At 41.0% G+C, this 25,226-nt stretch carries 25 protein-coding genes; 8 read left to right on the forward strand and 17 right to left on the reverse strand.

From position 1 onward, the window contains the following. Positions 1–178 precede the first annotated feature (178 nt). Positions 179–658, forward strand: coding sequence for a YbaK/EbsC family protein (locus ACFSY7_RS13100; RefSeq protein ID WP_126991866.1), 480 nt, complete (start codon positions 179–181; stop codon positions 656–658). Positions 659–1,282: 624 nt separating this feature from the next. Here the strand turns inward: ACFSY7_RS13100 and ACFSY7_RS13105 are convergent. Beyond that, positions 1,283–2,158 carry a diacylglycerol/lipid kinase family protein gene (locus ACFSY7_RS13105; protein ID WP_380148158.1) on the reverse strand — a complete coding sequence of 292 codons (876 nt, stop codon included), beginning with the start codon at positions 2,156–2,158 and terminating at the stop codon, positions 1,283–1,285. A 12-nt stretch (positions 2,159–2,170) separates the two neighbouring features. Then, complete coding sequence (locus ACFSY7_RS13110; RefSeq protein WP_380148159.1) at positions 2,171–4,195, reverse strand: DEAD/DEAH box helicase; 2,025 nt, start codon at positions 4,193–4,195, stop codon at positions 2,171–2,173. 190 nt (positions 4,196–4,385) lie between these two features. Between ACFSY7_RS13110 and ACFSY7_RS13115 the strand changes: the two genes are divergently transcribed. Both ACFSY7_RS13115 and ACFSY7_RS13120 read left to right on the forward strand, forming a co-directional pair. Next, entirely contained in the window at positions 4,386–4,835 is a 450-nt protein-coding gene (locus tag ACFSY7_RS13115) for a universal stress protein (RefSeq protein ID WP_126991869.1), read from the forward strand. A gap of 56 nt (positions 4,836–4,891) precedes the next feature. Then, positions 4,892–5,329: a universal stress protein gene (locus ACFSY7_RS13120; RefSeq protein WP_380148160.1), complete on the forward strand. Its 438-nt coding sequence runs from the start codon at positions 4,892–4,894 to the stop codon at positions 5,327–5,329. A 38-nt stretch (positions 5,330–5,367) separates the two neighbouring features. Here ACFSY7_RS13120 and ACFSY7_RS13125 read toward each other — a convergent pair whose 3' ends face one another. Together ACFSY7_RS13125 and ACFSY7_RS13130 are read right to left on the reverse strand one after the other, a co-directional pair. After that, entirely contained in the window at positions 5,368–7,455 is a 2,088-nt protein-coding gene (locus ACFSY7_RS13125) for a histidine kinase dimerization/phospho-acceptor domain-containing protein (RefSeq protein WP_380148161.1), read from the reverse strand. Between the two features lie 89 nt (positions 7,456–7,544). After that, a complete protein-coding gene (locus ACFSY7_RS13130) occupies positions 7,545–8,246 on the reverse strand; it encodes a response regulator transcription factor (RefSeq protein ID WP_139993519.1) in 702 nt (233 codons plus the stop codon). 245 nt (positions 8,247–8,491) lie between these two features. On the opposite strand from ACFSY7_RS13130, the gene ACFSY7_RS13135 reads away from it, so the two are divergent. Further along, on the forward strand, positions 8,492–8,656 hold the full coding sequence (locus tag ACFSY7_RS13135; RefSeq protein WP_158621059.1) for a hypothetical protein: 165 nt from the start codon (positions 8,492–8,494) through the stop codon (positions 8,654–8,656). A gap of 164 nt (positions 8,657–8,820) precedes the next feature. Here ACFSY7_RS13135 and ACFSY7_RS13140 read toward each other — a convergent pair whose 3' ends face one another. The 9 genes from ACFSY7_RS13140 to ACFSY7_RS13180 form a co-directional block, all read right to left on the reverse strand. Next, positions 8,821–10,116: an arsenic transporter gene (locus tag ACFSY7_RS13140; protein ID WP_380148162.1), complete on the reverse strand. Its 1,296-nt coding sequence runs from the start codon at positions 10,114–10,116 to the stop codon at positions 8,821–8,823. Positions 10,117–10,222: 106 nt separating this feature from the next. Then, positions 10,223–11,035, reverse strand: coding sequence for an ATP-binding cassette domain-containing protein (locus ACFSY7_RS13145; protein WP_139993514.1), 813 nt, complete (start codon positions 11,033–11,035; stop codon positions 10,223–10,225). Beyond that, entirely contained in the window at positions 11,032–11,829 is a 798-nt protein-coding gene (locus ACFSY7_RS13150) for an ABC transporter ATP-binding protein (protein WP_380148163.1), read from the reverse strand. Before ACFSY7_RS13150 ends, ACFSY7_RS13145 begins: the two co-directional genes overlap by 4 nt. After that, entirely contained in the window at positions 11,829–12,668 is an 840-nt protein-coding gene (gene nikC / locus ACFSY7_RS13155; RefSeq protein WP_139993510.1) for a nickel transporter permease, read from the reverse strand. Before nikC ends, ACFSY7_RS13150 begins: the two co-directional genes overlap by 1 nt. 1 nt (position 12,669) lies before the next feature. Then, positions 12,670–13,611 carry an ABC transporter permease subunit gene (locus ACFSY7_RS13160; RefSeq protein WP_380148164.1) on the reverse strand — a complete coding sequence of 314 codons (942 nt, stop codon included), beginning with the start codon at positions 13,609–13,611 and terminating at the stop codon, positions 12,670–12,672. 8 nt (positions 13,612–13,619) lie between these two features. Continuing rightward, complete coding sequence (gene nikA / locus ACFSY7_RS13165) at positions 13,620–15,248, reverse strand: nickel ABC transporter substrate-binding protein (protein WP_380148171.1); 1,629 nt, start codon at positions 15,246–15,248, stop codon at positions 13,620–13,622. 271 nt (positions 15,249–15,519) lie between these two features. Next, a complete protein-coding gene (locus ACFSY7_RS13170) occupies positions 15,520–16,902 on the reverse strand; it encodes a hypothetical protein (RefSeq protein WP_380148165.1) in 1,383 nt (460 codons plus the stop codon). Continuing rightward, positions 16,902–18,023 (reverse strand): AAA family ATPase, encoded by a 1,122-nt coding sequence (locus tag ACFSY7_RS13175; RefSeq protein WP_126991875.1) that lies wholly within the window; start codon positions 18,021–18,023, stop codon positions 16,902–16,904. Before ACFSY7_RS13175 ends, ACFSY7_RS13170 begins: the two co-directional genes overlap by 1 nt. Continuing rightward, a complete protein-coding gene (locus ACFSY7_RS13180) occupies positions 18,011–19,129 on the reverse strand; it encodes a hypothetical protein (RefSeq protein WP_380148166.1) in 1,119 nt (372 codons plus the stop codon). The genes ACFSY7_RS13175 and ACFSY7_RS13180 overlap by 13 nt, the downstream gene beginning before the upstream one ends. Positions 19,130–19,267: 138 nt before the next feature. Here ACFSY7_RS13180 and ACFSY7_RS13185 point away from each other — a divergent pair, with 138 nt between their 5' ends. The 4 genes from ACFSY7_RS13185 to ACFSY7_RS13200 all read left to right on the forward strand — a co-directional run bounded on the left by ACFSY7_RS13185 (position 19,268) and on the right by ACFSY7_RS13200 (position 22,287). After that, positions 19,268–20,011: a hypothetical protein gene (locus tag ACFSY7_RS13185; RefSeq protein ID WP_380148167.1), complete on the forward strand. Its 744-nt coding sequence runs from the start codon at positions 19,268–19,270 to the stop codon at positions 20,009–20,011. A gap of 112 nt (positions 20,012–20,123) precedes the next feature. Next, positions 20,124–20,540 carry a YiaA/YiaB family inner membrane protein gene (locus ACFSY7_RS13190; RefSeq protein ID WP_126991878.1) on the forward strand — a complete coding sequence of 139 codons (417 nt, stop codon included), beginning with the start codon at positions 20,124–20,126 and terminating at the stop codon, positions 20,538–20,540. Positions 20,541–20,674: 134 nt separating this feature from the next. After that, complete coding sequence (locus ACFSY7_RS13195; RefSeq protein ID WP_380148168.1) at positions 20,675–21,847, forward strand: MDR family MFS transporter; 1,173 nt, start codon at positions 20,675–20,677, stop codon at positions 21,845–21,847. 38 nt (positions 21,848–21,885) lie between these two features. Next, positions 21,886–22,287: a hypothetical protein gene (locus tag ACFSY7_RS13200; protein ID WP_126991880.1), complete on the forward strand. Its 402-nt coding sequence runs from the start codon at positions 21,886–21,888 to the stop codon at positions 22,285–22,287. 142 nt (positions 22,288–22,429) lie between these two features. On the opposite strand, the gene ACFSY7_RS13205 is transcribed toward ACFSY7_RS13200, so the two are convergent. From ACFSY7_RS13205 to ACFSY7_RS13220, 4 genes are all read right to left on the reverse strand, one after another. Continuing rightward, positions 22,430–23,203: a sulfite exporter TauE/SafE family protein gene (locus ACFSY7_RS13205; protein WP_380148169.1), complete on the reverse strand. Its 774-nt coding sequence runs from the start codon at positions 23,201–23,203 to the stop codon at positions 22,430–22,432. Between the two features lie 149 nt (positions 23,204–23,352). Continuing rightward, the gene (locus tag ACFSY7_RS13210; protein WP_380148170.1) at positions 23,353–23,748 is read right to left on the reverse strand and encodes a DsrE/DsrF/DrsH-like family protein; all 396 of its coding nucleotides are present in this window, start codon (positions 23,746–23,748) and stop codon (positions 23,353–23,355) included. 43 nt (positions 23,749–23,791) lie between these two features. Next, complete coding sequence (locus ACFSY7_RS13215; protein WP_126991883.1) at positions 23,792–24,088, reverse strand: rhodanese-like domain-containing protein; 297 nt, start codon at positions 24,086–24,088, stop codon at positions 23,792–23,794. 12 nt (positions 24,089–24,100) lie between these two features. After that, positions 24,101–24,391 carry a rhodanese-like domain-containing protein gene (locus ACFSY7_RS13220; protein ID WP_126991884.1) on the reverse strand — a complete coding sequence of 97 codons (291 nt, stop codon included), beginning with the start codon at positions 24,389–24,391 and terminating at the stop codon, positions 24,101–24,103. Positions 24,392–25,226 lie beyond the last annotated feature (835 nt).

Consider the following 25,226-nt stretch of genomic DNA (forward strand, 5'->3'; position numbering starts at 1 on the left):
TTCAGAAGAAATTATTTCCATTTAATGGTCTCTTCTTTAGCGTAGCGTTTCGATGAATTAACATAAATATCAATTAATACAAAATTAAGTTAGATATGCGTGTTGAAAAATATTTTTTTGACACTCAAAAATGGCGTGAGCCATTGATATATCAACATTTATAGAGGGAGGAGATAGTATGAGTTTAGCATTAGCAGAAAAACATTTAGCTCAGTTTCACGTAAATGAGCGTATTCAATTATTAAATGAATCATCCGCAACAGTAGAAGAAGCGGCCAATGCATTAAACTGTGAGCCTGCAAGAATTGCGAAGTCTTTAACATTCGGTGTTGGCGATGATGCAATTATGATTGTTGCAGCTGGGGATGCCAAAATCGACAATAAAAAATTTAAAGAACAATTTGGTGTCAAAGCGAAAATGCTCGCCCCAGAACATGTAGAACAGCTTGTCGGTCATGCAGTCGGTGGTGTTTGTCCCTTTGGTGTACCACAAACCGTACCGATTTTTTTAGATGCTTCACTGAAACGATTTACAACGGTCTTTCCTGCATGCGGTACAGCGAACAGTGCTATCGAGCTAACCATTGCTGAGCTCGAAACATTTAGCAATTACCGACAATGGATTGACATCGGTAAGGGCTGGCAATTGGAGGTATAATTTTTTAGCGCGTAGAACGATTTCATTTTTCAGAAATGGATCAGAGGCTCAAGAAGCGTGTTTTGGCTACGACATAACTGAAAATATGTGACAACGCCAAAAATAATTACGCTTTTACATAGAAAATAACAAATCTTTATGAAAAGCTGTCATTTATCGCAATTTTACGGGCGCGAAAAAAGCCGATAAAAACCCAAAATGACGAAAAACAGGCGCAAAATCGAGCTCTGAGGGGCATTTTTTGCACACTTGAAGCGTAAATTTTCACGCACGTCCAAAAATGCATTGTCATTTATTCAAAATGCTTCTATACATGTTGCATCGACCTATTCCGGCCCGAAAACACCCCTTTTCCAGTCGAAAAAGGGGTGTTTTTTGCTGCTTTTTCATGAGCTTTTAATAAAAAAAGCGTTGTCAACGCGCAAATTATTTGTATAAAATACGCTACTTTTTGTTATTTATCGACAACTAGGCAAATTTTCACTAAAAGGTTGTGTCTTATCCCCTAAGGCTGTCGCTTACTCATAAATATGTCGTATCTAAAAGACGCTTTCTGAAGTTATCCACTATTTTTCTTAAAAAATAGAAAAAATGATCGATTATGATGACATACGACATTTTTTATTAACGTTTGCCATATACCGTAATATGTTTTGGCAAGATAGAGAAATGTGCAGGCAAATGCTCCATCATATCTCCATCAACATTAAGCTGAATGCCCGACGGTCCATTAATCGTCATTTGATGCGCTCGAAATGCATGCACATCTTTATCATCACGGAATGTTCCAGCAGCAATTTTCGTCATCAATTTCGCGATTGTTAAAACAGAGCCAGATCTCACAACAAACCCATGTAAATAGCCATCATCTACAGCGGCCTGATCCGCAATTGTAGACATACCTCCTACAGAATTCGTTAGCGCCACTAATACGAGTAAAGACTCCTCTGAAAATTGTTGACCGTCTGCGTCAATATCAAAAGAATAGGTTTCGTGTTGAAATGCTGCCTTTGTACCTTCCCATGCATACGCAAGCGAGCCAAGCATTGATTTTTGCTCACTCGATACATTGCCCACCGAATCTGGCAATGAACCGATTGCTACAACATTTGTAAAGTATCGACCATTGAGCTTACCAATATCCACCTCTACGGATGGACCACCAATGCAGGCAATTGCTCCTTCCACATCAAGTGGAATGGACAATGCACGCGCAAAATCATTTACTGTCCCAAGAGGTACGACACCAACCTTTGGACGATATGTTTGTTCGGCTAAGCCATTAATACCCTCATGCACCGTTCCATCACCTCCAACAAGCACCACTAAATCTAGTTGCTGCTTGCAAGCTTCTTTGGCAAAGTCCGTTGCATCGCCTTCCTTTTGTGTTTCACAAACCGTCACCTCATAATGTGCTAATTGTTTTTTTAATTGTTCAATACAAGATGTGCCTTGCTCTTTGCCTGATGTTGGATTTATAATAATCATCGCTTTTTCCATCGCTTTTCGCTCCTACTCACTACTTTTTTTAAAAATGAACGTTACTGTATTACCGCATTTCATTACGTCATGTAACTCATCATAAAAGCTACCTCCCTCAATTCCAGATAAATGACACCATGCTTTTGTGCGTAACAACGCTATAAATAATTCATTGCGTAATAATTGATTCCGTTCATCCATTGCAAGTTTATCAATACCAACAACATACAGCATATATGCCTCATGCCCACGCGCTCGCTCTACAGTTGATACCGTCACAGCCCCAGGTACGGAAAACGTTTTATCATCTGGAATATGTGTCGGCACGCCACGTTCTGCTAGCCCCGTTGCTACTTCTTCTAACAATTTCTCATCTTCGCCAAAGACGAGTACTGCGATATGCCGCGTACAATCGAGCTCATCTTCATGTATATTTTGCTGTAGACGCTTCGCTAAATCGTCAAGCTCCTGTGTACGTGAGGCATGTGTTTCAAGCGTTACTAAATCGCCATTCCATAGCTTGGGCACACTATTTGGTGAATGCTCTGGTGGGCGATATAACACAATTTGCTCCCCTTCTTGGAACACGCCCATCCGCACTTCGTAACCTAAATGTTGCCATGCATCCTTCGTCGTAATGCCAGCTAACATCCCCTCTTTTCGCAGTAGTCCCATACCGATTGTGTGCGCCGCAACGATAATCGGTCCAGGTGTACGATAGCAGCGATGCATAATATCACTTTTTAACAAGCCACCCTTATGCATTCCTGTCACAAAATGACGAAATGACGGCTCCTCGCCAAATAAATCGCGTGCGGTCGGTGTCAACATTTTGGTTAAATCCGTACTCTCATCGTACGCCCAAATTAAACGGCGATTTACCTTCTCATTTTCAATTGGCTGTACGAGCTGATAAGCAAGCCAGTAAAACGCTTGTTTATCCTTATAACGATACTGCTCGTCTGATACAAAGCATTCGCCTTCATCGATTAATAATGCATCATATAGTTGTGTAAAAATATACACATTGCTTAAAAAGTCTGTGCATAATGCGCCAACTAAATCACTATCCGATGTAATATGCTGCTGCTTTTTCAGTAATTGGTGTGTTGGTGGCTCATAGCTATGCGCTTCACAAATTGTCGCAAAAAAGCCATCATCACCGAAAAATGATTTTACCTGAATATGTGATTTTGCTGTCTCATAACTTACCGCATCATTACTAAAATAACGTAGCCAATGGTCGATTTGGTCGATAATCGTTTCTTGCAAATGCGATGAAAAATATACAAAGCCAATTTGCCAATCTGGATATTTCAAATGCATATGCGCTGCTTTTTGACACTGTACAACGGTTTTCCCTGTTCCTGCAATGCCGCGAATACGCTGCTGTCCTGGTGGAATAATTTTACCCAATTCATTTTGCTTTAAATCTACTTCCTTCGCTTGCTTTGATAACTCATAAACCACTTCATAGCGTGTGCCGGTCTTCGTTGGTCGCTGTTCGCGCTCACGTAGGCGAATACCATGTAATAACGACTGTACTAATAAAAAGCGCTCGTCATTAAATCGTGCACCTTTTATTTGATATTCAGCATCTTTCATCGTTTGCCATAGGCGGTTAGGTGTCAGCTTATTGCCGAATATAAAATGCGCATCGTCCATGTCATGTTGTGCAATATGCGGGACGACTACAAAGGACTTACCGTGTATTTTATTTTCTGTACGTGGATCTCCTCGATTAAAGACTTCCATTAAATTTTCTAGCTGTATTTGAGCACGCTTTTTTTCTTGGTGTAATGTCGCCGCATTTACTTCACCTGTATGCACATGCAGCATCAAAATGCCTTCCTCTCGGTCAATAATTAAAATATCCGGTTGTTCGAATGTATCTTCTATTTTTGTATATAAAGGAAAGCGCCAATAACTTTTGCTATCGCGCTTTGCAAAAATTTCTTTTATCGTTTGCCAAAGGAGCCAGTCATGTGAATCCTTTGAACGTTCAAGACGTTCCATCTCAATAAAGCGTTCCATCATGTTGTCACTATTCTTCACGTAGATCACTCCCATTCTCGATATTAATTATCCTATACCCACATTTCTTCGAACAAATACGGGTATAGACAAGGTAAGGAGGAATTGACAATATTCACCTTATTCATTTTTGTGCCACAAGTGCCAGTCAATGTTTAAAGCGCTTACAAAAGTGCTATATAAACAATAAAACTAATAGGGAGGGTTTCACATGTATGAGAAAATCATGGTTTGTGTAGATGGAACGGAAATGTCGTATAAATTGTTTGAACAAGCAATTGTTGTCGCCGGACGTTATGATTCAGATGTCTATTTAGTACGAATTATCGATATGCGTGCTATCCCCTATATGAAAAGTTATGCAGCAATGACCTTCGATCAAATGACTGAGGATGCGTATAAAAAATGTCAGGAAGTTGTCGCCTCCTACAAAGCAAAATCCGATACACCTGAACGCTATGACCGCGTCAATATTATTGTCGAAGCAGGATCTCCTCGAAAGTTAATCACACCGAAAATTGCGAAGGAAATAAATCCTGGTCTTATTATTTGTGGGGCACGTAGTCCGAAAAAAGGCGCAGAACGCTTTGTTGGCAATGTGACGATGCATATTTTAAATACGGCAAAATGCGATGTCCTTGTCGTTCATCCAGATTTGTAAAAAGTTGTCGATTCCCCTCCCCGCACCATGTATACTAGGTGTAGGGAGGGATTTTTATGTATCAACATATTTTAGTTTGTATTGATGGCTCTGAAGTATCACCACTCGTTTTAGAACACGCAATTGATGTGGCGGGGCGCCATGCCGCAAAAATTCATGTGGCGAATGTCGTGGATACACGCAACTGGCCTAGCTTTGAAAATTTAACACAGACAGAAGAACAGTTAAAACAAGCAGCACATGCAAAGGCCGAAGAAGCGGTGAAACAATTCATTGAAAAAAGTGGATTACCAGAAACACAATTTGATGTCATTGTCGAAGCCGGTTCTCCGCGCTCGATCATCACAAAAAAAATCGCCAAAGATGTTGGTGCCGATCTTATCATTATCGGTGCATCAAGTGTCCGTGGCTTAGACCATCTTGTTGTCGGTAGTGTCGCAAGTGCTGTCTTACGCACCGCGACTTGTGATGTACTTGTCGTACGTCGCCCATAAAAAAAACCCCAGCCAAATTGGCTGGGGTTTTTATATTACTACGGCAGTTTCACGGTCACTTTAAATAAATCGCCGTCCACTTGGATTACTAGATGTGTGCCATGTAGGTTGGCAATGGACTGTGCAATCGCAAGACCAAGGCCAGAGCCCTCTGTATGGCGTGATGCATCGCCGCGTTTAAAGCGGTCCACAAGCTCATCGACATTTTCCGTTAATTCATAGGCAGAGACATTTTTAATAGTCAGTGTACCTTCTTTTAATTGCACATGCACACGTGTGTTAGGCGCGCTATATTTAATCGCATTGCCAATTAAATTGTCAATCATGCGTGCCCATTTCGCTGCATCCACCGTCAATGAATAGCTTTCAGCATCGAACTGTGTGCGAATCGTTAATTGTTGCGCGGTCGCAAGCTCTTCATGCTCCCCAACAAGCTGCTGGAGTAACTGGACATAATCAATCGTCTGCTTATGCAACTCAACCTGACCAGATGCCATTTTTGTGACATCAAATAAATCATCAATCAATCCTTTTAGTTTTTGCGTTTTCGCATCGAGCACCTCAATATACTTCGCATGCTCCTCAGCCGTTAATGCCGGATTTTTCAGTAAGTCTGTATACGTCATCATCGCCGTCAGTGGCGTTCGTAAATCATGGCTCACATTCGTAATCAGTTCGGTCTTCATACGCTCACTATTTTGCTTTTCAGCCATTGATTCATCGACACCCATTTTTAATTGCTGAATGCGCTGTGAATGCTTCGCAAGCGGTGACGAGCCTGTTAGCGCTGTATTCTTGTGACCAAGTAAGGCTTCATTCGTTTGATCCATCACTTGTTTCATCGCCGCTAAATGCTTCAGTCCCTTGTACATGATGGGTAGCATCACAACGAGCCATAAGAAGATGTAAATAATTAGTATACTACTGTTGAAATTATACTGCATAACAATGAGGAATCCAATCCCTGCTAGGAAAAAGGCAAACCAAGAAAATAGCGTAAAGAAAGTATATTGTGGCAGTTGAAGTGCCTGTGCAAGCATTTGACCAAACTTCACTGAAAACAAGCGCTCACGCACATTTCCACCGCGGAATGCATAAACAATATTATGCATAAATTGCAGTAGCCAATAAATTAAGAAAGCGGAAATGGCCCACATACTAATAAGGGCAAAATAATCGATAGTAGAACCATAGTAACTCTGTGTGAAGATTGATGTCACATTTCCGCCAATTAATAAGCCAATCACGCCAATCACGAGCGATAGCCCAGCTAACACTTCAATCGACCAAGAGAGCTTCGGATACTTTTTACGTAGTGGCCACCATAAAATCAGTGCAACAATCAGTGCAATAACACCTGCAATTTGAATGATTTGTAATACAAGCTTCAACTGCTCAGCTTGCGTTATAGCCTTTCCAAGCTCGGTCGTAGCTTTTGCTGATGCTGGCAAATACCACTGAATATCGTATGTTGCATCTTCCGCTGGGATAAACTCAAATTCGAAGCCATCTTCCGGAGCCTCGTACCAGCCATAATAACTGTCATATGAATTAAGATTAACATTTGATTTTTTTTCAGAGAATATAGCTTTTTCCGTTGTATCTTCATTTGAGAATACTTGTCCCGTTTTTGTATTCGTTGCTTTATAGACAATACCATCTAACTGTGCATCATCATTTTTTAAACTCTCATAATATTTTTTAATATGCTGTTTTTTTATAGGCAACACAATTTTCGTTGTAAACGCATCGTCATTATAAATTTTTTGATTGTAGCGAAGTGCTGCTTCTAGCTCCTGCTCCAGCGCCTTTTTTTGCTTAGCTGATGTTTTATAGCTCATAACGTTTTTATACGCACCGCGAAGATTTTCTGTCCGTTCATTTTCTGAGCTTGCTAAGCTTGCACGGTACATCTGTAAATCTGCATCGGTTACGGTCGTGTTTTTCAGTAAATTCTTTAATTTATGCTGTAAAATAATCTCCTTCTCTATTAGTGTCATATTATTTCCAGCTATGTTTTGAACATTTTCAGCATCCTTCGCTGGATTATTAAAGCCAAACATAACATATGCCACAAGTGCGACACAGCTCAGCGCCAGCAACATACTAATAAATCCTCTTCTCACCTTTATCACCTCATCATTTTAATAAGAGAAAGTGAACAGCACATACAATAATTGTCGATAAGCCTAATATCGTTGCAATAATCGACCAACTACGGCTGCTCAATTTTATAGCCGACACCCCATACTACTTTCACATATTGCGGATTTTTTGGATTAGCTTCTACTTTTTCGCGGATTTTACGGATATGAACAGCGACGATATTCGCCGCATTATAAGCAGGCTCCTGCCAGACCGCTTCGTAAATCGCATCTATTGGATAGACACGACCAGGATGCTGCATGAGCAACGTCAAAATTTGAAATTCAAGCGGTGTTAATTTCACTTCATTGCCGCTGACAAAGCATTGCTTTGTTTCCACATTGATGCTCAAATCACCAACGTCTATCGTCGCCGCATTATTTTCTACAGCATATGTACCAAGCGTCATATAGCGGCGCAGTTGAGACTTCACGCGTGCCAGTAGCTCAAGCGGACGGAAGGGCTTCGTCATATAATCGTCCGCACCGACAGATAGCCCTAGGATTTGATCCGCTTCCTCTACTTTTGCGCTCAGCATAATAATCGGAATATTACGCTCTGCTCGAATTTTAAATGTCGCCTGAATCCCATCTAGCTTTGGCATCATGACATCTAAAATAATTAAATGAACCTCTGTTGTTGCGAGTAATGCAAGCGCCTCTTCTCCGTTCTCTGCCTGTACGACCGCATACCCCTCATTTTTCAAATAAATTTCAATTCCGCTGCGAATATCCGCATCATCGTCGACTACTAAAATCGTATACATGTCCATTGCCTCCCTCTCGAAGTACCTCTATCGTATAAATAATTTCTTAACATTTGCTTATAATAATTATGAAGAAATTCTTAAGTTTTGTCTGCCCCTCTTTAAAAATGGCGAAATGATTACAATTTCACGATAATATCCCTATTTTTAGCGGCCATTCATGAACTTTTTGTAACGGCTTTCTTTTTGCTGTAGTCATAAGCGAAAAAATCACCTATAATAAGCGTAAACGGATTGGAGGTTATATACCTATGATGGCTATTATCACTACTATCATCTTCATGGTAATTGGTATCGGTTCAGTGCTTGCGCTTTTCGTAATCAACGCATACGATATCAACTATTTATCACTACCACCTGAAGAAATTGAAAAACACCGCCAAGCAAAACGTAACGGAACAAAAGTTGCTCATTAGTTTTGACTTGTAAGAGACTTTGACAGTTGTCTAAGTCTCTTTTCTTTACCTTCGTACAACAAAAAAAGCAGAAATCGCCTACTGACGATTTCTGCTTTTTCTATGTATGTCTAACGTAATTCATCACACACACAATTTCCATTCCACAATCCCTATTTGTTATCCTACAGAAGTATCAGGCGAATGTAAAGCCCTAAAAGCGTAATTAGCAAAATAGGTGGCGTTAAACGTATGCCTAGCTTGAAATACTGGCCCCAAGAAATGCGAATTCCTTGCTGACGCAGTACATGCAGCCACACAAGGGTCGCGAGCGAGCCAATCGGCGTGATTTTAGGTCCTAAGTCTGTACCAATAATATTGGCATAAATGAGTGCTTCACGTATGATACCGCTCGTCGATGTCTCGGCAATTGCGAGCGCATCGATCATGACGGTCGGTAGATTATTCATCACAGAGGATAATACCGCCGCAATAAAGCCCATTGAGATGGTTGCTGCAAATAAACCATGCGATGCGCACCACTCAATGACCTCCGCAAGCACCGTTGTAAAGCCCGCATTGCCCATACCATAAACGACGACATACATCCCAATGGAAAATAACACAATATTCCACGGGGCACCTTTGAGTACAGCTTTCGTTTTTACCGTATCTGAACGACTGGTCGCCACTAAAAACAGTAAGCCTGTTCCAAGGACGATAAACGATACCGGAATATGAAGCGGCTCACTAAGAACATAACCAACAAGTAAAATGGCGAGCACGACCCATGACCAGTGAAAGAGCGTCTGATTACGAATGGCCGTCTTTGGTGCCTTTATCGACGCGACATCATAGTGCTTTGGAATATGTTTACGGAAATAAATGTACAATACCGTAATCGTTGCTACGAGTGAAAATAAATTCGGCACGAACATACGCGATGCATATTCCATAAAACCAATTGAAAAAAAGTCCGCCGAGACGATATTCGTTAAATTACTAATCGTAAACGGCAGCGATGTCGTATCCGCGATAAAGCCACTTGCCATAATAAACGGCAGGAGCATCGCCTCTTTAAAGTGCAGATTTCGCACCATCGCGAGGACGATTGGCGTTAAAATAAGCGCGGCCCCGTCATTGGCGAATAATGCGGCCACAACCGCACCGAGCACACTGACGTAAATAAATAAGCGAATGCCGCTTCCTTTTGCGAAACGTGCCATATGAAGCGCGGCCCACTCAAATAAGCCGATCTCATCTAAAATAAGTGACACTAAAATAATGCCAATAAATGCAAGCGTCGCATTCCACGTAATGCCGATTACTTCTTTTACATCACCAAAATCAACGACACCTACAAGTAGGGCAACAGCGGCACCAATACACGCTGTCCACCCGATATTAAAGCCTTTCGGTTGCCAAATGACGAAAAAAATCGTCACAGCAAAAATTCCGAAAGCGAGTAAAAATGTTCCCATCTTGTACGCCTCCTCAGCGTGATACCTTCCTTATGCTAAGGGTTCTGTGACAAAAGTGCAATATATGAAAAAAGAAAAATCACGCTATCAGCGCGATTTTTCTCTTTTACTTAATCGGTCGTGCACGAATCGTCCGCTTCAATGGATGCTCCGCTAACATATTCATTTTTAAGTGACATGCTGCTGGTTCTATCGACGCCATAAATTCAGCCACCGAATCATAGTGTTCATTGATTCTACCTGATTCTAAAATCGCAATCTGATCCGACATCAAACAGGCCGCTTTAATGTCATGTGTAATAAAAACATACGTTAATTGAAATTGTACTTTTAATCGTTGCAATAACTCAATAATTCGTTGTTGATTGACCATATCTAAGCTACTAATCGGCTCATCTAATATGACCAATTTCGGTTTTAATGCTAGCGCACGCGCAATGTTTATACGTTGTAATTGACCACCACTAAACTCACGTGGGTATTTCGTCAAATCCTGTGCGCTTAACCCGACCTGTTCTAACAATTCAATTATATAAGCGCGCTTTTCTTCGGGTGCCACTGCACGATAGTTATCAAGTGGCTCTGCAATAATTTGCTCCACCGTCATCCGTGGATTAACAGCCGATAGCGAATCTTGAAATACTACTTGTAAATCTCGACGCAATTGTTTGAGCGTCGCACCTTTTGCTTGATATAAATCCTGTCCTAAAAAAGTGACCGTCCCCTGTGTCGGACGTTCAATACCGAGCATAATACGTCCAAGTGTCGATTTCCCAGCACCACTTTCTCCAAGCAACGTAAAGCATTGCCCCTCAGGAACCGCAAGAGAAAGCTGCTGTAGCGTAGGAGCCGGCTGCGTTTTTAACAGGCTTTTTTTCTTATACGTATGAGAAAGTTGCGTCAATGTCAAAATTGTCATGACAAGCCTCCTTCAACTGTCGGGTATGTTAGACGCGCATTCAATAAATGCTTTGTATACGGATGGACGGGTGCATCAAATAAAGATTGCACATCGGTCATTTCAACAACTCGTCCCTTTTCCATCACAATAACGCGGTCTGCCATCTCTGCAATAACGGATAAATCATGTGAAATTAATAAGATAGCCGTTTGATGCGTAACTCGTATATGTTCTAAATGTTTGAGCACTTCTTTTTGATTGTATAAATCAAGCGCTGTTGTCGGCTCATCTGCAATGATTAACTTTGGGCGTAATACGGCCGCAAACGCAATCATGACACGTTGTAGCATTCCACCACTCAATTCAAATGGATACATTTTCAAAAGTTGAGCGGGATTCTTCAACTGTACATCGCTCAGTGCCTCACAGGCTTGCTCCGTCGCTTGTTTTTTCGTGCATGCTGTATGCTTTCGAATAAGTTCAATCAATTGATGTCCAATTGTATACAATGGCGAAAAAGCGGTCATTGGATTTTGCATAATCATCGCCAATTCACATCCTCGGCGTTGACGCAGCACTTCTTCATTCATCCCTGTCAGTTCTTCGCCATTCAGACGAATTAAACCGTGCTGTGTAAATTCTTTATCGAGTAATTGAAAAATAGCTAAACTCGTTAGCGTCTTGCCACTTCCGCTTTCGCCGACTAAGCCAACTACCTCGCCTGCTTCAATCGAAAAATCCATTGGATATAATAGTCGTTTGTCACCTAAATCGATGGCTAGCTGCTGCACGTCTAAAATAGTTGTCGTCATTATTTCTCTTTTCCTTTCAGTGCTTGCTTGTTTACATCAAATAAAGTCGCGAGGGATTCTCCTAGTAAATTAAACAACATCACGACAAACATAATACATAGCCCCGGATAAAGCATCAGTTCAATATTACTGCGCACAAAGGATTTCCCTTCTAAAATCATCATGCCCCATTCCGGTGTCGGTGCTTGCACGCCGAGCCCTAAAAAAGACATCGATGAAATATTCATAATCGACCAACCCATTTCAAGCGTACTCATCACTAATAGAGGTGGTAAAATATTCGGGACAATATGCTTTCGTATAATACGAAAAGCAGACGAACCATTAATACGTGCAGCCTTAACATAATTTTCCGTTTTGAGCGTTAGCACCATGCCACGGAAAATACGTGCATAATAAACCCATTGTACAAGAATCAATGCGAAAACAACTTGTTTTAATCCTGGACCAAACATACCGACAAGACCAATGACCAATAACAAATTCGGAAAAGCCATCATCGTTTCGCAAATGCGCATCAAAACATAGTCAATCCAGCCACCAAAGTAACCTGCTACCGTTCCTACAAGAAGACCAATTGATAATGAACAAATAAAAATGACTGTCGCACTTCCAAGCGATGCCTGCATCCCAATAAGGAGGCGTGATAAAATACAACGCCCTAAATGATCAGTGCCAAGTGGATACTGTGCAGAAGGACCTTGTAATTTCATCGCTAAATTCACAACGGTTGGATTATTTGGTGCAAGCCACGGTGCGATAATTGTCAAAATAAATAACAACGCAACTAACACACTATAAAATGTTACTAATTTATGCTGTTTTATAAAATGAATCATGTTATAAATGCCCTCCTTTTTTCACGATACGAGGGTCTATATACATTTGAAGAATATCTACTATTAAATTACATACCAAATATAATACCGCTGACAATAACACATAGCATTGAATGACCGGCATATCACGGCTAAAAATAGCATCGATAAAATAACGCCCAAAACCTGGAATGGAGAAGACTACCTCAACAATGACCATCCCTGTCATCAACGTTCCTAAATTAATCCCTAGCCCCGTAATAACTGGACCAATAGCCAGACGCAGCACATATTTCACCATAATGATGCGTTCTTTTAAGCCTCTCATTCGTGCAAATGACACAGCTGGTTCATGCATATGTTCTAACATATTGGCACGTAGCATTCGCGTATACTGTACAATAAACGGCAACGCGAGCGTAATCATTGGCAAGATAAGATGTTGCCATGTCCCTACCCCTTCAAGCGGCAGAATCGCTAATTTAACCGCAAAAACGATAATGAGTAGATAGCCAACTAAAAAGGCGGGCATCGACGCACCGATAAATGCTAAAAAGCGCGTACTATAATCGACAAAACCATTTTTGTGAAGCGCGGTATAAAAGCCAAGCGGCACACTAATTAAAAAAGTTAGTATAATACTGCCTAGGCCAAGCTGAAATGACACCGGTAGCCGTTCACGAATTTCATCGATTACAGGTCGTTTCGTCATATAGGAATCTCCAAAATCAAACTGAACCACCTTTTTCACCGTCTCTACATATTGAAGAAAGATGGGCTTATTTAAGCCCATCTCCTGACGTTTCTCTTCTAATGCTTGTGGTGTTGGGTGTGTGTTTGATGCTGCAAAATAAGCTTCAGCAGGATCAACCGGCGACATCTTGACCATGATAAATGTTAGCAAAATTGCTAATAAAAAAATCGGAATAATCGCCAATAAGCGCTTTACAAGAAATCCAACCACATTGCCACCTACTTCAACTTAATGTCTGTGAATGAATGTTCATCACGATTTGGCGCAAAGTGTAAGCCCGTCACATCATCTTGGTAGACTGCAATTTTATTAATATATGAAATTGGTACAATTGAATATTGTTGTTGAATTTGGGTTAAAATATCCGTGTACATTGCTTGACGTTTTTTCTCATCTGTTGATTTTAAAACGCCTTTAATTTCTTTGTTTAATTGTTGTTGCTTATCATAAGAAGCCATCGTTACATGGTAGCCAAACCCTTCACTTGCCACAATATTTACGAATGTATGTGGGTCATACGGTGTACCATAGTTGCTGAATAAGTTAATGTCAAAGTCATCGCCTTTAAAGCGTTTCACTTGGTTCGCTAATTCTTCTGATACGAGATTTACTTTGACACCAATGGCTGCCCATTCGGATTGCATTGTTTCAGCCATTGTTTTTTGAATCGTATCAGCTGAAACATACATCATTTCGATTTCAAGTGGTTTGCCATCTTTTTCACGCGCTGTACCGCTCGCATTTAATTTCCAACCCGCTTCGTCTAATAGCGTCGCTGCTTTTTTCGGATCATATGCTACATCCTGTGCCTTAACATCTTGCGTATATGGCATATTCGTTGATAATACGTGATCAGCGGCTTCTTCCATTCCGGCTGTTACGCTATCTACCATTGTCGCTTTATCAAATGACATAGCTAACGCTTCACGTACACGCACATCAGATAGTGTATCACGCGTCGTATTCATGACTAATTGACGCGTTGCATACGGTTCTGAAATTTGTGTTTCTAACGTATCATCTTTTTGAAGATCTTTAAATGTTTCCGTTGATACAGCGCCTTCACCGATAATTAAATCAATATCGCCTTTTTCAAGTGCCATTGCACTCGTTTCTGCATCTGGAATGACTTTAACTTTGATTTCTTTAACATCTGATTTTATACCCCAATAATGCTCATTACGTTCGAAAGTTGCATAATCATCCGCTTTGTATTCTTTTAGCACCCAAGGACCTGTTCCCACTGCTTCTTTCACACCTTTTGATGTGTCATCATCACTTGGAAACCCTGCATCACCTAAAATACGTACAGGGCGCGCTACAGCTAATTCTTGTAGTGTTGCATAATACGGTTCTGACAACGTCATTTTAACCGTTGCATCATCTACCACATCAACGGCTTTAATTTTTGTTAACACCGTCAACCATGAATGCGTACCATTTTCTTTCGTTTGACGTAGCACTTCGTCAAAATTACGTTTTACAACTTCCGCATCCAATTTACTTCCATCTGAAAACTGCGCATTACTGCGTAAATGGAATATGTATGTTTTGCCGTCTTTTGAAACATCCCAGCTTTTCGCAAGCATTGGTACTAATTTTCCGTCTTCACCATAGCCAACAAGTGGTTCGTAAACCATTGTTTGTGCAAACATTTGTGAAGGATTGTATACATGTGGATTCATTTCTGCTACATCACGTGGCCAAGCAACCGTTAATACATTGTCCTGTTTTGCATTATCTGCTTTACTCGCTGAATCACTACTTGAACATCCTGCTAATCCTAGCAATACCGCTGACACCAATAAACTTGCTACAATACTTTTCTTTTGAAACTTCATTCGCATATTCTCCTCTATCCTATAAGGTATAAACGAATCGTCATTTCGTTTATATTCATCCTCTTCATTTTCTTTTTTATAATGGCGTATCATGAATGCGCTGTCAATAACTAATTAATAATGTTTCTCAATTAAAAATTCTTAAATCAGTATTTTCAGCCAATTACGATAGATATTTTAGCGTTTAGACGCGAATTCCATATTGCTCATAATCATCAAAAATGTCAATTCATGTCTATATAAAACAAAAAACACCTGATTTCTCAGGTGTTTTTTATTATAACGTAAATGCCACGGCCCCTTGCTCGTCTTCAAAATCATGAATTTTCAGGACCAACTCTGATACTGCTGGCAGTAGCCCCTCATGTTTATTGTAGCCGACAAGTAAGCTCAGCATCTCAAATTGTTTTTTATCTTTTAAGGCGTTAAATTCCGCAATAAAGTCATCCGAAATATGGCACATGCCGTCCGTAATAAAGACAATATCGCCATCTTTTGCGGATTTTTCTAAATGCTGCATGGCCTCGCGTAGCGGTGCTTCAAAATTTGTGCCGCCACCGATATATGATGCTGCGACATCGAGCATATCACGCACGCTATAGCGCCCTTTTTTAAACACCTTGACGTCACTGTAGCCTACATCGCCGCTAAATGGAATAAACACAAAATCGCGCTTTTCCTTTTTGGCAATCGCCAACAGCGCGAGCACAAAGCCCTTTCCTTCGACATCAAGTTCCTGCATACTGCCACTCTCGTCATAGCACACAACAAAGGCGCCCTTGCCCTTTTTTGTGCGCTTTTTATAATCATACATGAGCGTGCGTCCTTCAGCGAAACGATGCATAAAATCAAGTTTCGATTCCGCTGCCTCAGACTTTAAATATTCAATCGGCAGTAGACGCTCCGCCGCGTTTCCCGTCGTCATGCCCTGTTTTAAAATTGTGTGGACCTGCTTTGTCTTTCGTGCATTGCGCGCCTTTAGCTTAAAGCGCCCTGCCCACTCGGCAATTTTTTGAAGCTCTGGATTTTTTGCTAGCTCCGCGGCCAGTGCAAGCTGCTCCTGTATAGGGACTTTTCCTGCATCACCGGCACCAACACTCGGCGCAAGACCACGTAGTAATTCATCGACATTCGACGATACTTCCTCGACCTCCTGTAGCTCTTCATCTAGCATATCCTGCCATGCTGCAAGTGCTTCTGCATCCCCAAAAAGCGTAGCAAGTTCTGCGGGAGACAGTGTATCGCTCCCGGCACCACTTGAATTAGACGATGCCTCGTAGTCAAGTTCCTCCTCCGAGGCAACAGGTTGTTCGTCTACATCAGCCGGCGTCTGTTCATCCGTCATTTTTTTGAGCCATTCGCCCGTCACATAACTAAAGCGCCACGTCGTGAGTGTCGCCAGTAGTAAATTGCCCTTTGCATTGCCGTGGAGCTTTTGAAAGGCCTCACTGTGAAATAATTGCTGTAACAGCACATAATTAACCGAATCTTCTTCTATTAATGTCGTTTCACCGCTATACAGCGCCTGCCATAGGTCGCTGATTAGCGTATCAAAATGCGGATAATCATACGTAGCAATCAATTCATCGAACTTTGGGAATTGCTGACGAATGCGTGTATACTGCGCCGCAATTTGTGCGTGCTCCTGTTGTAGTGGCATTATAGCAACACCTTCGTTAGCGCCTGCTCCACTTCTTCTTCAAGTGCCTCAAAGCGTTGTCGCTGTTCAGTCGTATCGAGTAATTCTTCGATTTCTACTTTCACAGCTTGCCAGTCATTATATGCCTCAGATGCATATTCTGTATACGCTTTATAGGCGAAATCCGGTGCCGTTTTAAAACGTTTGACAGACTCCATGACATTACCGTAAAATGCCTCTGCTTTTTCAAAGGCATGGTCAAGTGGCGTCAGCACGTATTCATGGATAATCTCATTTACTATCACGCGGTCATCCGCTTCAATCCAGAGCGCATCCTCAAGTACGAGTAAATCATTCGTCACGACCTGCATACGCCCACTTAATAGCGCCTGTGCTTGTAGTAGTACAAGACATTGCTTCGTACGGCGGTCTGACACCGGAATCCCCTGCTCTTTTAAGCGGAAATGAATGGCCACAAGTTGCTCTAAAATCGCTGCAGGTATTGTGACAGTGGTCACAAGCTGCTGTAATGAACGTAGCTGGGCGAGTGAAATCGGTGGAACATCGACTGCAGTGGTAGATGAACTAAGCATTGATAACAATGCGTCCGGTGTTTTTAAGCTCGCTACCTCGCGTCGAATGAGGAAGCGGTCATATAAAGCGGCTAGGTCATCCTCCTCGGGAAATTCATTACTTGCGCCAATTAGCGTAAATAGCGGTGTTTTCAGTACAGCCGTTCCGTTTTCAAACTGATGCTCGTTCATAATTTTTAATAGGCCGTTCAATAAATCAGACGTCGATTTAAAAATTTCATCTAAAAAGGCGAAATGTGCCGTTGGTAATTGACCGTCAATATTACGCTCGATTACCCCTTCTTTTAAACGATCAAATTTTGCGGAACCAAATAATTCATCTGGCTGCGTCGTTGGTGAAATTAGACGTGTGAACGTATTGACGTCTGAAAAGGCATCGATGAATTGCTGAATGACACTCGATTTGGCAACCCCTGGTGGGCCGATTAATAAAATATTTTTCTTCGCAATTAATGCGAGCATAATCGCGCGGATTTCCGCTTGGCGTTCAATGAAATTGGCATTCATTGCTTGTTCTGTTGCTAAAAGCTGTTTCACTAATTGTTGCATGACGTAGATCCCTCTTTTTCAAAATGGCGTAATAGTAGCGCGTTAAAGGCACGCTGCTGTGGTGGTAATGTAGTAGTTTTTTCTTCAATAAATGCGTGAAGGTCCTCAATAACTTCGATTGTTGTCGGTAAATGGGCCCCGTCTTGCAAGCCGCTTGCGACGTCATTGTAGACGCATGCGAGATAAGGCTGTTGCTCAAACGCTTCAATAAGCGGTGTCGCTTCGCTTTCGACCGCTTCCATCGAGCGGGTGTAGCGGCCATTCTCATAATGCGTCGCCGTATGTACAATCGTTTCAAAGGACTGCAGGCGCTGGATCGTATAACGCTTTCGTTCGGTAATCAACTGGAGCTTTTCAGTGCTTAGCTGGACACGAAATGCAGGGTTTGGACGGAATAAAAACACCTCGCTTGAAAGTGGGGCAAGTGCTAAGCCTTGTACAATACGTGAAAACGCATGATCGATGACCGCACTTTTCGTTTTGCCATGCATTGTATCCTTTTTAAAATACGTCGTTATATTCAGCACAAAATTCGGCAAATCCTCGGTGCGTAGCATAGTTGGAAAATCGTATAACACATCGGTATCCATCATATAAAATGTCATATAGCCATCGCGAATTCCAAGCTCATCTGCTGTTATATTGGCAGCATAGACGTCCACCGACACATCGTATAAATCATCGAAAAATGCACGGATACTCGCACAACTTACATGATGTTTTGCGAGAAGCCAGGCATTGGCATCGTAAATAAACGGTATATGTTTTGCGGCAAATTCAATATGGCGAATGACATGCTCATATAGCGCCATCGCAGTATCAGGTGTTTCCTGCGCACGATATGCATCATAAACGCTTTGAAGCGACTTCAGCGCTTTCTCCTGGTCACTATATTGCTTACGCACCGCACTCATCGATTGAAAGCGGCTCACATTCTTTTCAAGTTGTTTTTGATAGCGCGCTAGTAACGCATCACACTGTGCAATAAGCGCATCAACAACACTTAATTTAAGTGATACATAACATAGCGGCACATCACTTTCAATTAGCGCTAACTGTCGTAGCGGCGCTTTTGTCAGTGCCTCTGTTCGGTAAATATACTTCATCGTCAAAACCCTTTCCGTAAAATCTCTTCTTTTACTTTAACGCAAAATCTACGCTTTGTGGACCTTTTTGTCATGTCAGCAGATAAATCCCTAATAATTGGAAAAATATTGTATACTAATTAAAAAGGAGGAATAACGATGCGCCATGTTTATGCGTTTGAAAAGCCATTAGAAGCACCCCTTCATGATATTGAGTGGCTAAAACAACAACTTGAGCCCTTTCAACAATGGCTACGCAGTGATTTCGCCGTTCGGGATATGCCAAAGGGTTTTATTTGGACGACGTGGGAGCTTGCGACAAATTTTTTTAGAGATGAAAAACCACTTGCTGCTTATACGAGTGAGGATTTTATTTATCTCTCACCTGAACTTGATGAGTGGAAAGGCTTTTATGCTAAGGCTTTTGCAGATAGCCCTGAGCCTATTCGTACATATTTTAATACCATCACACTGAATGAAATTTTAACAATTGCCGGGCATGAACTTGTGCATCACTCAGATTTTTTCGTTGACGACTTTAGCGGTGATTACGAGCACTCTATTTGGTTCGAGGAGGGGATGTGCGACTATATTGCTCGCAAGCATTTGCTTGGACGCGCGCAATTTAATGAGCGCCTCGCGATGGATCAGGCAATTGTAGAGCACTATACCCCACAGTTCGGTACACAACCTATTGATAATTTTGGACAGGCGACCTATGCCCGTCAAAATTTAACGGAAATCTTTTATGAATATTGCCGTAGCTTCATTACGGTACAGCAGCTTGTCGACGTGCGCTACAAGGGAGACATAACAGAGGTGTTCCGTATCTACAAGGAATGGCATACGAACGGACGCCAAACAAGCCTTGCATCTTGCTTTACTACCGAAGTAAAATTTTAGCACGAAAGGTATATAAGTTTTCTTTGTGCTTAGTGCCATCCTCCTTTTGTTTCACTGTTAATCTTCATTTTTCTCATTAATGGGTATGAAAGGGTAAAAGGAGGTTTTCGGCATGAATAAATTTATTTTAATTATTAGTGCAGTCGGTCTTATTTTTTCATTCGCCTACTTTAATATTAGTGTTTGGAATAATATTGACTGGCTCCTGCTTGAGCGTGGTTACTATACTGCGATGTCTGGCATCATTGTCTTTTCCGTTATTTCTGCAGCAAAATCCATTACAACCGTTGTTGAAAAAGGTGGTACGAAGCTTGACCGTATTTACGCAGGCATTGCCTCGGTCATCGCCGTCGTATCTATCATTTATTGCTGTGTCAGTATTTACAATACCGATTGGGTGTATTTAGAAAAGGGGTATTACTGGGGCGCAACAGCCTTCATTACGATTACTGCTGCCTTAACGTGGATTTCACTTGAAATTGTTGCAAGAGAAAATGCGGCAAAACGTCCAACATATGAGGAAGATTAATAAAAAATATTTTCTAAGTGGAAATTGCAAAATGATGCAATTTCTGCTTTTTTTATGCACTTTATTGGAAGCGACTTTTTTTGTGAAAACTGTGCTATGATTAGGAGCATATTTCATTCGAAGGGAGTCTTCTGATGCGCTACTTCCACCCGATTGTCTGGCAGTTATTAGCCGGCACGGTTTTTGCGCGTACGGCAAGTTTTATGACTATGCCGTTTTTGGCTATTTATTTGCAACAGGATTTTCATGCCTCTGCGCTCATGATTGGCTTAGCTGTCGGTATTTCACAGCTCACCGCAACATTTGGCGGCTTCTTTGGTGGCTTTTTAACGGACCGTATTGGTCGAAAGCCCGTCATTATTGTCTCAATGATTGCCTGGAGTCTCGTCTTTTTTGGCTTCGCCTTTGCGCCTAATATTTGGACACTCGTCATCTGCAATGCATTAAATGGCTTATGTCGCTCTTTTTTCGAACCCGCTTCACAAGCATTAATGATTGATTATACAGATGAACGAAAACGCCGCCGCTTATTTTCGATTCGCTACACAGCGATTAATTTATCTGCCGTTGTTGGACCGTTAGTCGGTGTCTTAATCGCTCAAGCCGGCTCTATGCGCACCCCATTTTTAATTACGGCATCGATGTATGCAATCTATGCTATCATGCTACTATGGATTTTACGCCATGCCAAAGCACCAACTACTCTGCATCAAAAACAACGTGTCGGCAATATTGTTCAGGCCATTGTTCACGACCATACGCTCGTATTACTTGTCGTAGCAAGCGTTCTTGGGACCTTTGTTTATTCACAAACATCATCCACTATGCCGCAGTTACTTAATCTGACAATGGCAGATGGCGTCGCACTTTACTCTGTCCTGATTGCTATAAACTCTGCGACGGTATTAATTCTTCAGCTACCACTCAGCATTTTGAGCGAGCGCGTGTCGATTAAAACGAGCTTAATTACCGGTGTCTTACTATTTTCGGGCGGGATGATTTGTTTTCAATTAGCCGATAGCTGGTCATTTTATATTGTGGCGATGATTATTTTTTCAGTAGGCGAAATTTTTGTTTTCCCAATGATGAGTGCGGTCATCGAAATGATTGCACCTGCCCATCAAAAGGCGACCTACTTAGGGGTCATGCAGTTCCAAAGCTTCGGTGGCTTTCTTGGACCGATGCTTGGCGGGTTACTGTTAACACATGCCGCATCCGCGCTATATTTTGTGATGGCGTGTGTTAGTTTATTATCGCTCGTGTGTTATTTAAGGGCACTGCGTCATACAACACGTTTTTCAAACTAAACTATTAGCGGAATCTGAAAGGGAAAGAAGGAATATCCATGAAAAAAGCCATCCCGTGGTTGCTATTTGCCGCGCTATTTTTCATTATTTTGTATACGGTATTATTTGCGATGCACCGCATGTCGAACAATACGTTAACCGACATGTGGAAGGTTTCGTTTGAACGACCATTTGATGATACTACTTGGACCTATGACATCGAGCAGTTAACAAAAGAGCCCCTCGATATGCAGTCCATTCAACTACTGCATCATGACGAAGAACTCATTCATATCGAACAATTTGAAGAAGGAACAACCATTGAGGATTTCAACATGTTATTGCATCCTTTCTATTTACAAAGCGCAACCAATATCGTAGAAAAGGGAGAAACGTATACCCTCATCATCCGTTATAAACAGCATCATGTGCTAAAACGTGATGTGTTAACCATTAAATAGAAAAAATGAGGCTGGGACAAACACTTTATTTTCCTTTTTTAGTGTTCGCAACGAAAAACCGGAACCGCGCAACCGCGCGATTCCGGTTTTTCTTATGCTCTTATGAGAGATTGTTTTACACTTATGTCCCAGCCTCATTTTTTTAAAACAAAATATCCGTCCAAATTTTCACAGCTGTTAGCGTAATGAGTAAAGCTAAGAAAATTTGAAGTGCTCGTGTATTCATCGTTTTTGCAACCTTAGCGCCAAGTGGAGCGGCAATAATTGCTGCAACTGCTAAAATGATGACAGGCAACCACTCAACTTGTCCCGTTGAAATCTTGCCAATTGAACTCCCGATTGACGAAATAAATGTAATCGCTAGACTCGAAGCAATTGTTACGCGCGTTGGAATTTTTAAAATAACGAGCATAATTGGTACGAGTAAAAAGCCCCCGCCTGCACCTACAATACCAGATCCAACCCCAACAAATAGCGCTAGACCTGCTGCAAGTGGTTTATTAAAAGTTACTTCTGTTGTATCTGGCACTTGTTTTCTTGGTATCAACATCAACACAGCAGCAAGTAACGCAAAAATACCGTATACGATATTGACGCCTTCCTCACTAAAGCTGCTTGATAAAAAACTTCCACCGAGGCTCCCCACTAATACAGCAGTCCCCATAATGAAAATGAGTTTAGTATTTAAATAGTTGCCCTTTCGAAAAGCAAGTACACCTGAAATCGATGTCACAAGCACTTCAACCGCCGTAATACCTGATACTTCATGCGATGTGAATGATCCCACACCGAGTAGCGCCGGGATATATAATAACATCGGAAATTTGATGATAGCTCCGCCAATACCGAGCATGCCGGAAATAAACGAACCCACAATCCCGATAGCAAATAACGTTGCAATAAATCCAATGGTCATAATGTGCCTTCTTTCATTTGTGCCTTAGTCCACATTCTATAGTACACGTTTTATCGTAACTTTTATACGGTAGAGCGCTCTCTTCATATAAAACATAAGAACCGATGTATTTTGCACGAAGCATGGACGATTTTTATTAAAACAATTCATTAGAATGATAATGAAGGTGCTGCATCTTTAGCAAATTCTAAGAATGTAACAGCTCCGCCTACTTCGATTCCATCAATAAATGCTTCTTTAGTTAAACCCATTACATCCATTGTCATTTGACAAGCAATCATTTTTACACCTAAATCTTGCGCCATTTCAACTAATTCTGGAATAGATGGCACTTTCGCTTGTTTAAAGCCTTCTGCCATTGCTTCTTTCCCTGCTGGTAGTGGTAGTGCATGCATCGCTTCTTTGTGAATTAAGTTTAACCCTTCAAATGTAAAGAAAATGGCTACCTCTTTGTCAGTTGCGGCTGCTGCCGTTGCGATATTGAATACTTTATAAGCGTCGAAAAGACCACCGTTTGATGCGATAATAGCTACTTTGTTTGACATAATAAATTTCCTCCTATTAATTAACGAATTATAATATAATGTGTTATTTTACTGGACCTTCCCAAGCAAGCATGCCACCGACCATATTTGTCGCGTCATAGCCCATATCTGTTAAGAATTGTGTTGCTTGTCCACTGCGTGCAGATGAACGACATACTAAAATATAAGGTGTTTGCTTATTCAAATCTGGTAATTTGGCCTCTAATAAGTGCAAAGGAATATTATCAATACCTTCAATATGTCCTTCTGCCACTTCTTGTGGTGTACGCACATCAATTAAATGTAGCGCCTCACCTGCATTCATTTTTGCTAATACATCTGTTGTTGAAATTTCCTTCATCATTGTTCCTCCTTAATAAGCACTCATACCACCGCGAACATTTGTCACGTTCAGGCCGAGCTTTTTCATTTGTTTGCATGCTGCTTTTGAGCGCATACCACTTTGACAGATCACGACAATTTCTTTGTTTGTTGGTAACTTACTGTAATCTGAACCAAGTGGCATATTTTTAAATTGACGTAAGCCGTTCGATTTATACTCCGCTTTCGTACGTACATCGATAAATACCTTATCTTTGTCATTTAGACAATCTTTTAATTGTGCTGTTGAAATTGATGGTATTTTTGAAAAAAATGAAAACATAAAACGACCTCCTATACGGTTAACGGTATTTTCTTTTCAGTAATCACTTTACGATTAATATCATATACCCCGTGAGGTATAAAGTCAAAGAAAAGAATTTATTTTTTTATTAGACCCTTTATTTCAGCTTTTTATACAATTTTAATTTTATTCATATTATGTTACAACATCTATTAAACCTATTTTTTCTTATAGAATTTCTACACGCCATAGGGTATTTTAAAAATCAAAAAATGAGTATTTTCACTTACAATAAAATGATATAATAGGTTAAGTTATCCATTTTAAGGAGCGCTTTTATGGTAAAATATCCTATAAAATTAGTACAATTACAAAGGATGTATGAGATACGAGCATGGATTTTAGAAGGATATGTGGCATTTCTTATAGGCATCTACTGCTTTATCCCCTTTTTACAGAAAATACAACATATTACAGACAGTTCGCTGTACTTTCCTTCTTCGTTTACGAACGCTGCACAGTACTATTTTCAGTTTGTGCCACAGTATGTAGTCACCGCAGTTGCTACTATACCTATTTGGCGCGTGCTTGCTACATTGATTAGTGATATGGCTATCTTTGGATTTTTTGCTGTTATTTTAGGGTATCTCGTGACAATGCAATTCCCACATAGATCTGCAACTAGTTCATCAAAGTCATTAACTCGAAGTCTGATGCTATACATTGCAGTTATTCAGCTCATTTGTGCGCTGCTATGTATTCAGCCCTTTATTTTATCATTTCTTCGCAGAATACCCCTCCCTCAAGGAACGTAGTGAGGAGGGGTATTCTGCGAACCCAATGATTCTGCCAGTACTAATTTGTTGAAAAGAAC

The organism is Kurthia populi (assembly GCF_042686175.1).
GTDB classification, from domain to species: domain Bacteria; phylum Bacillota; class Bacilli; order Bacillales_A; family Planococcaceae; genus Kurthia; species Kurthia populi.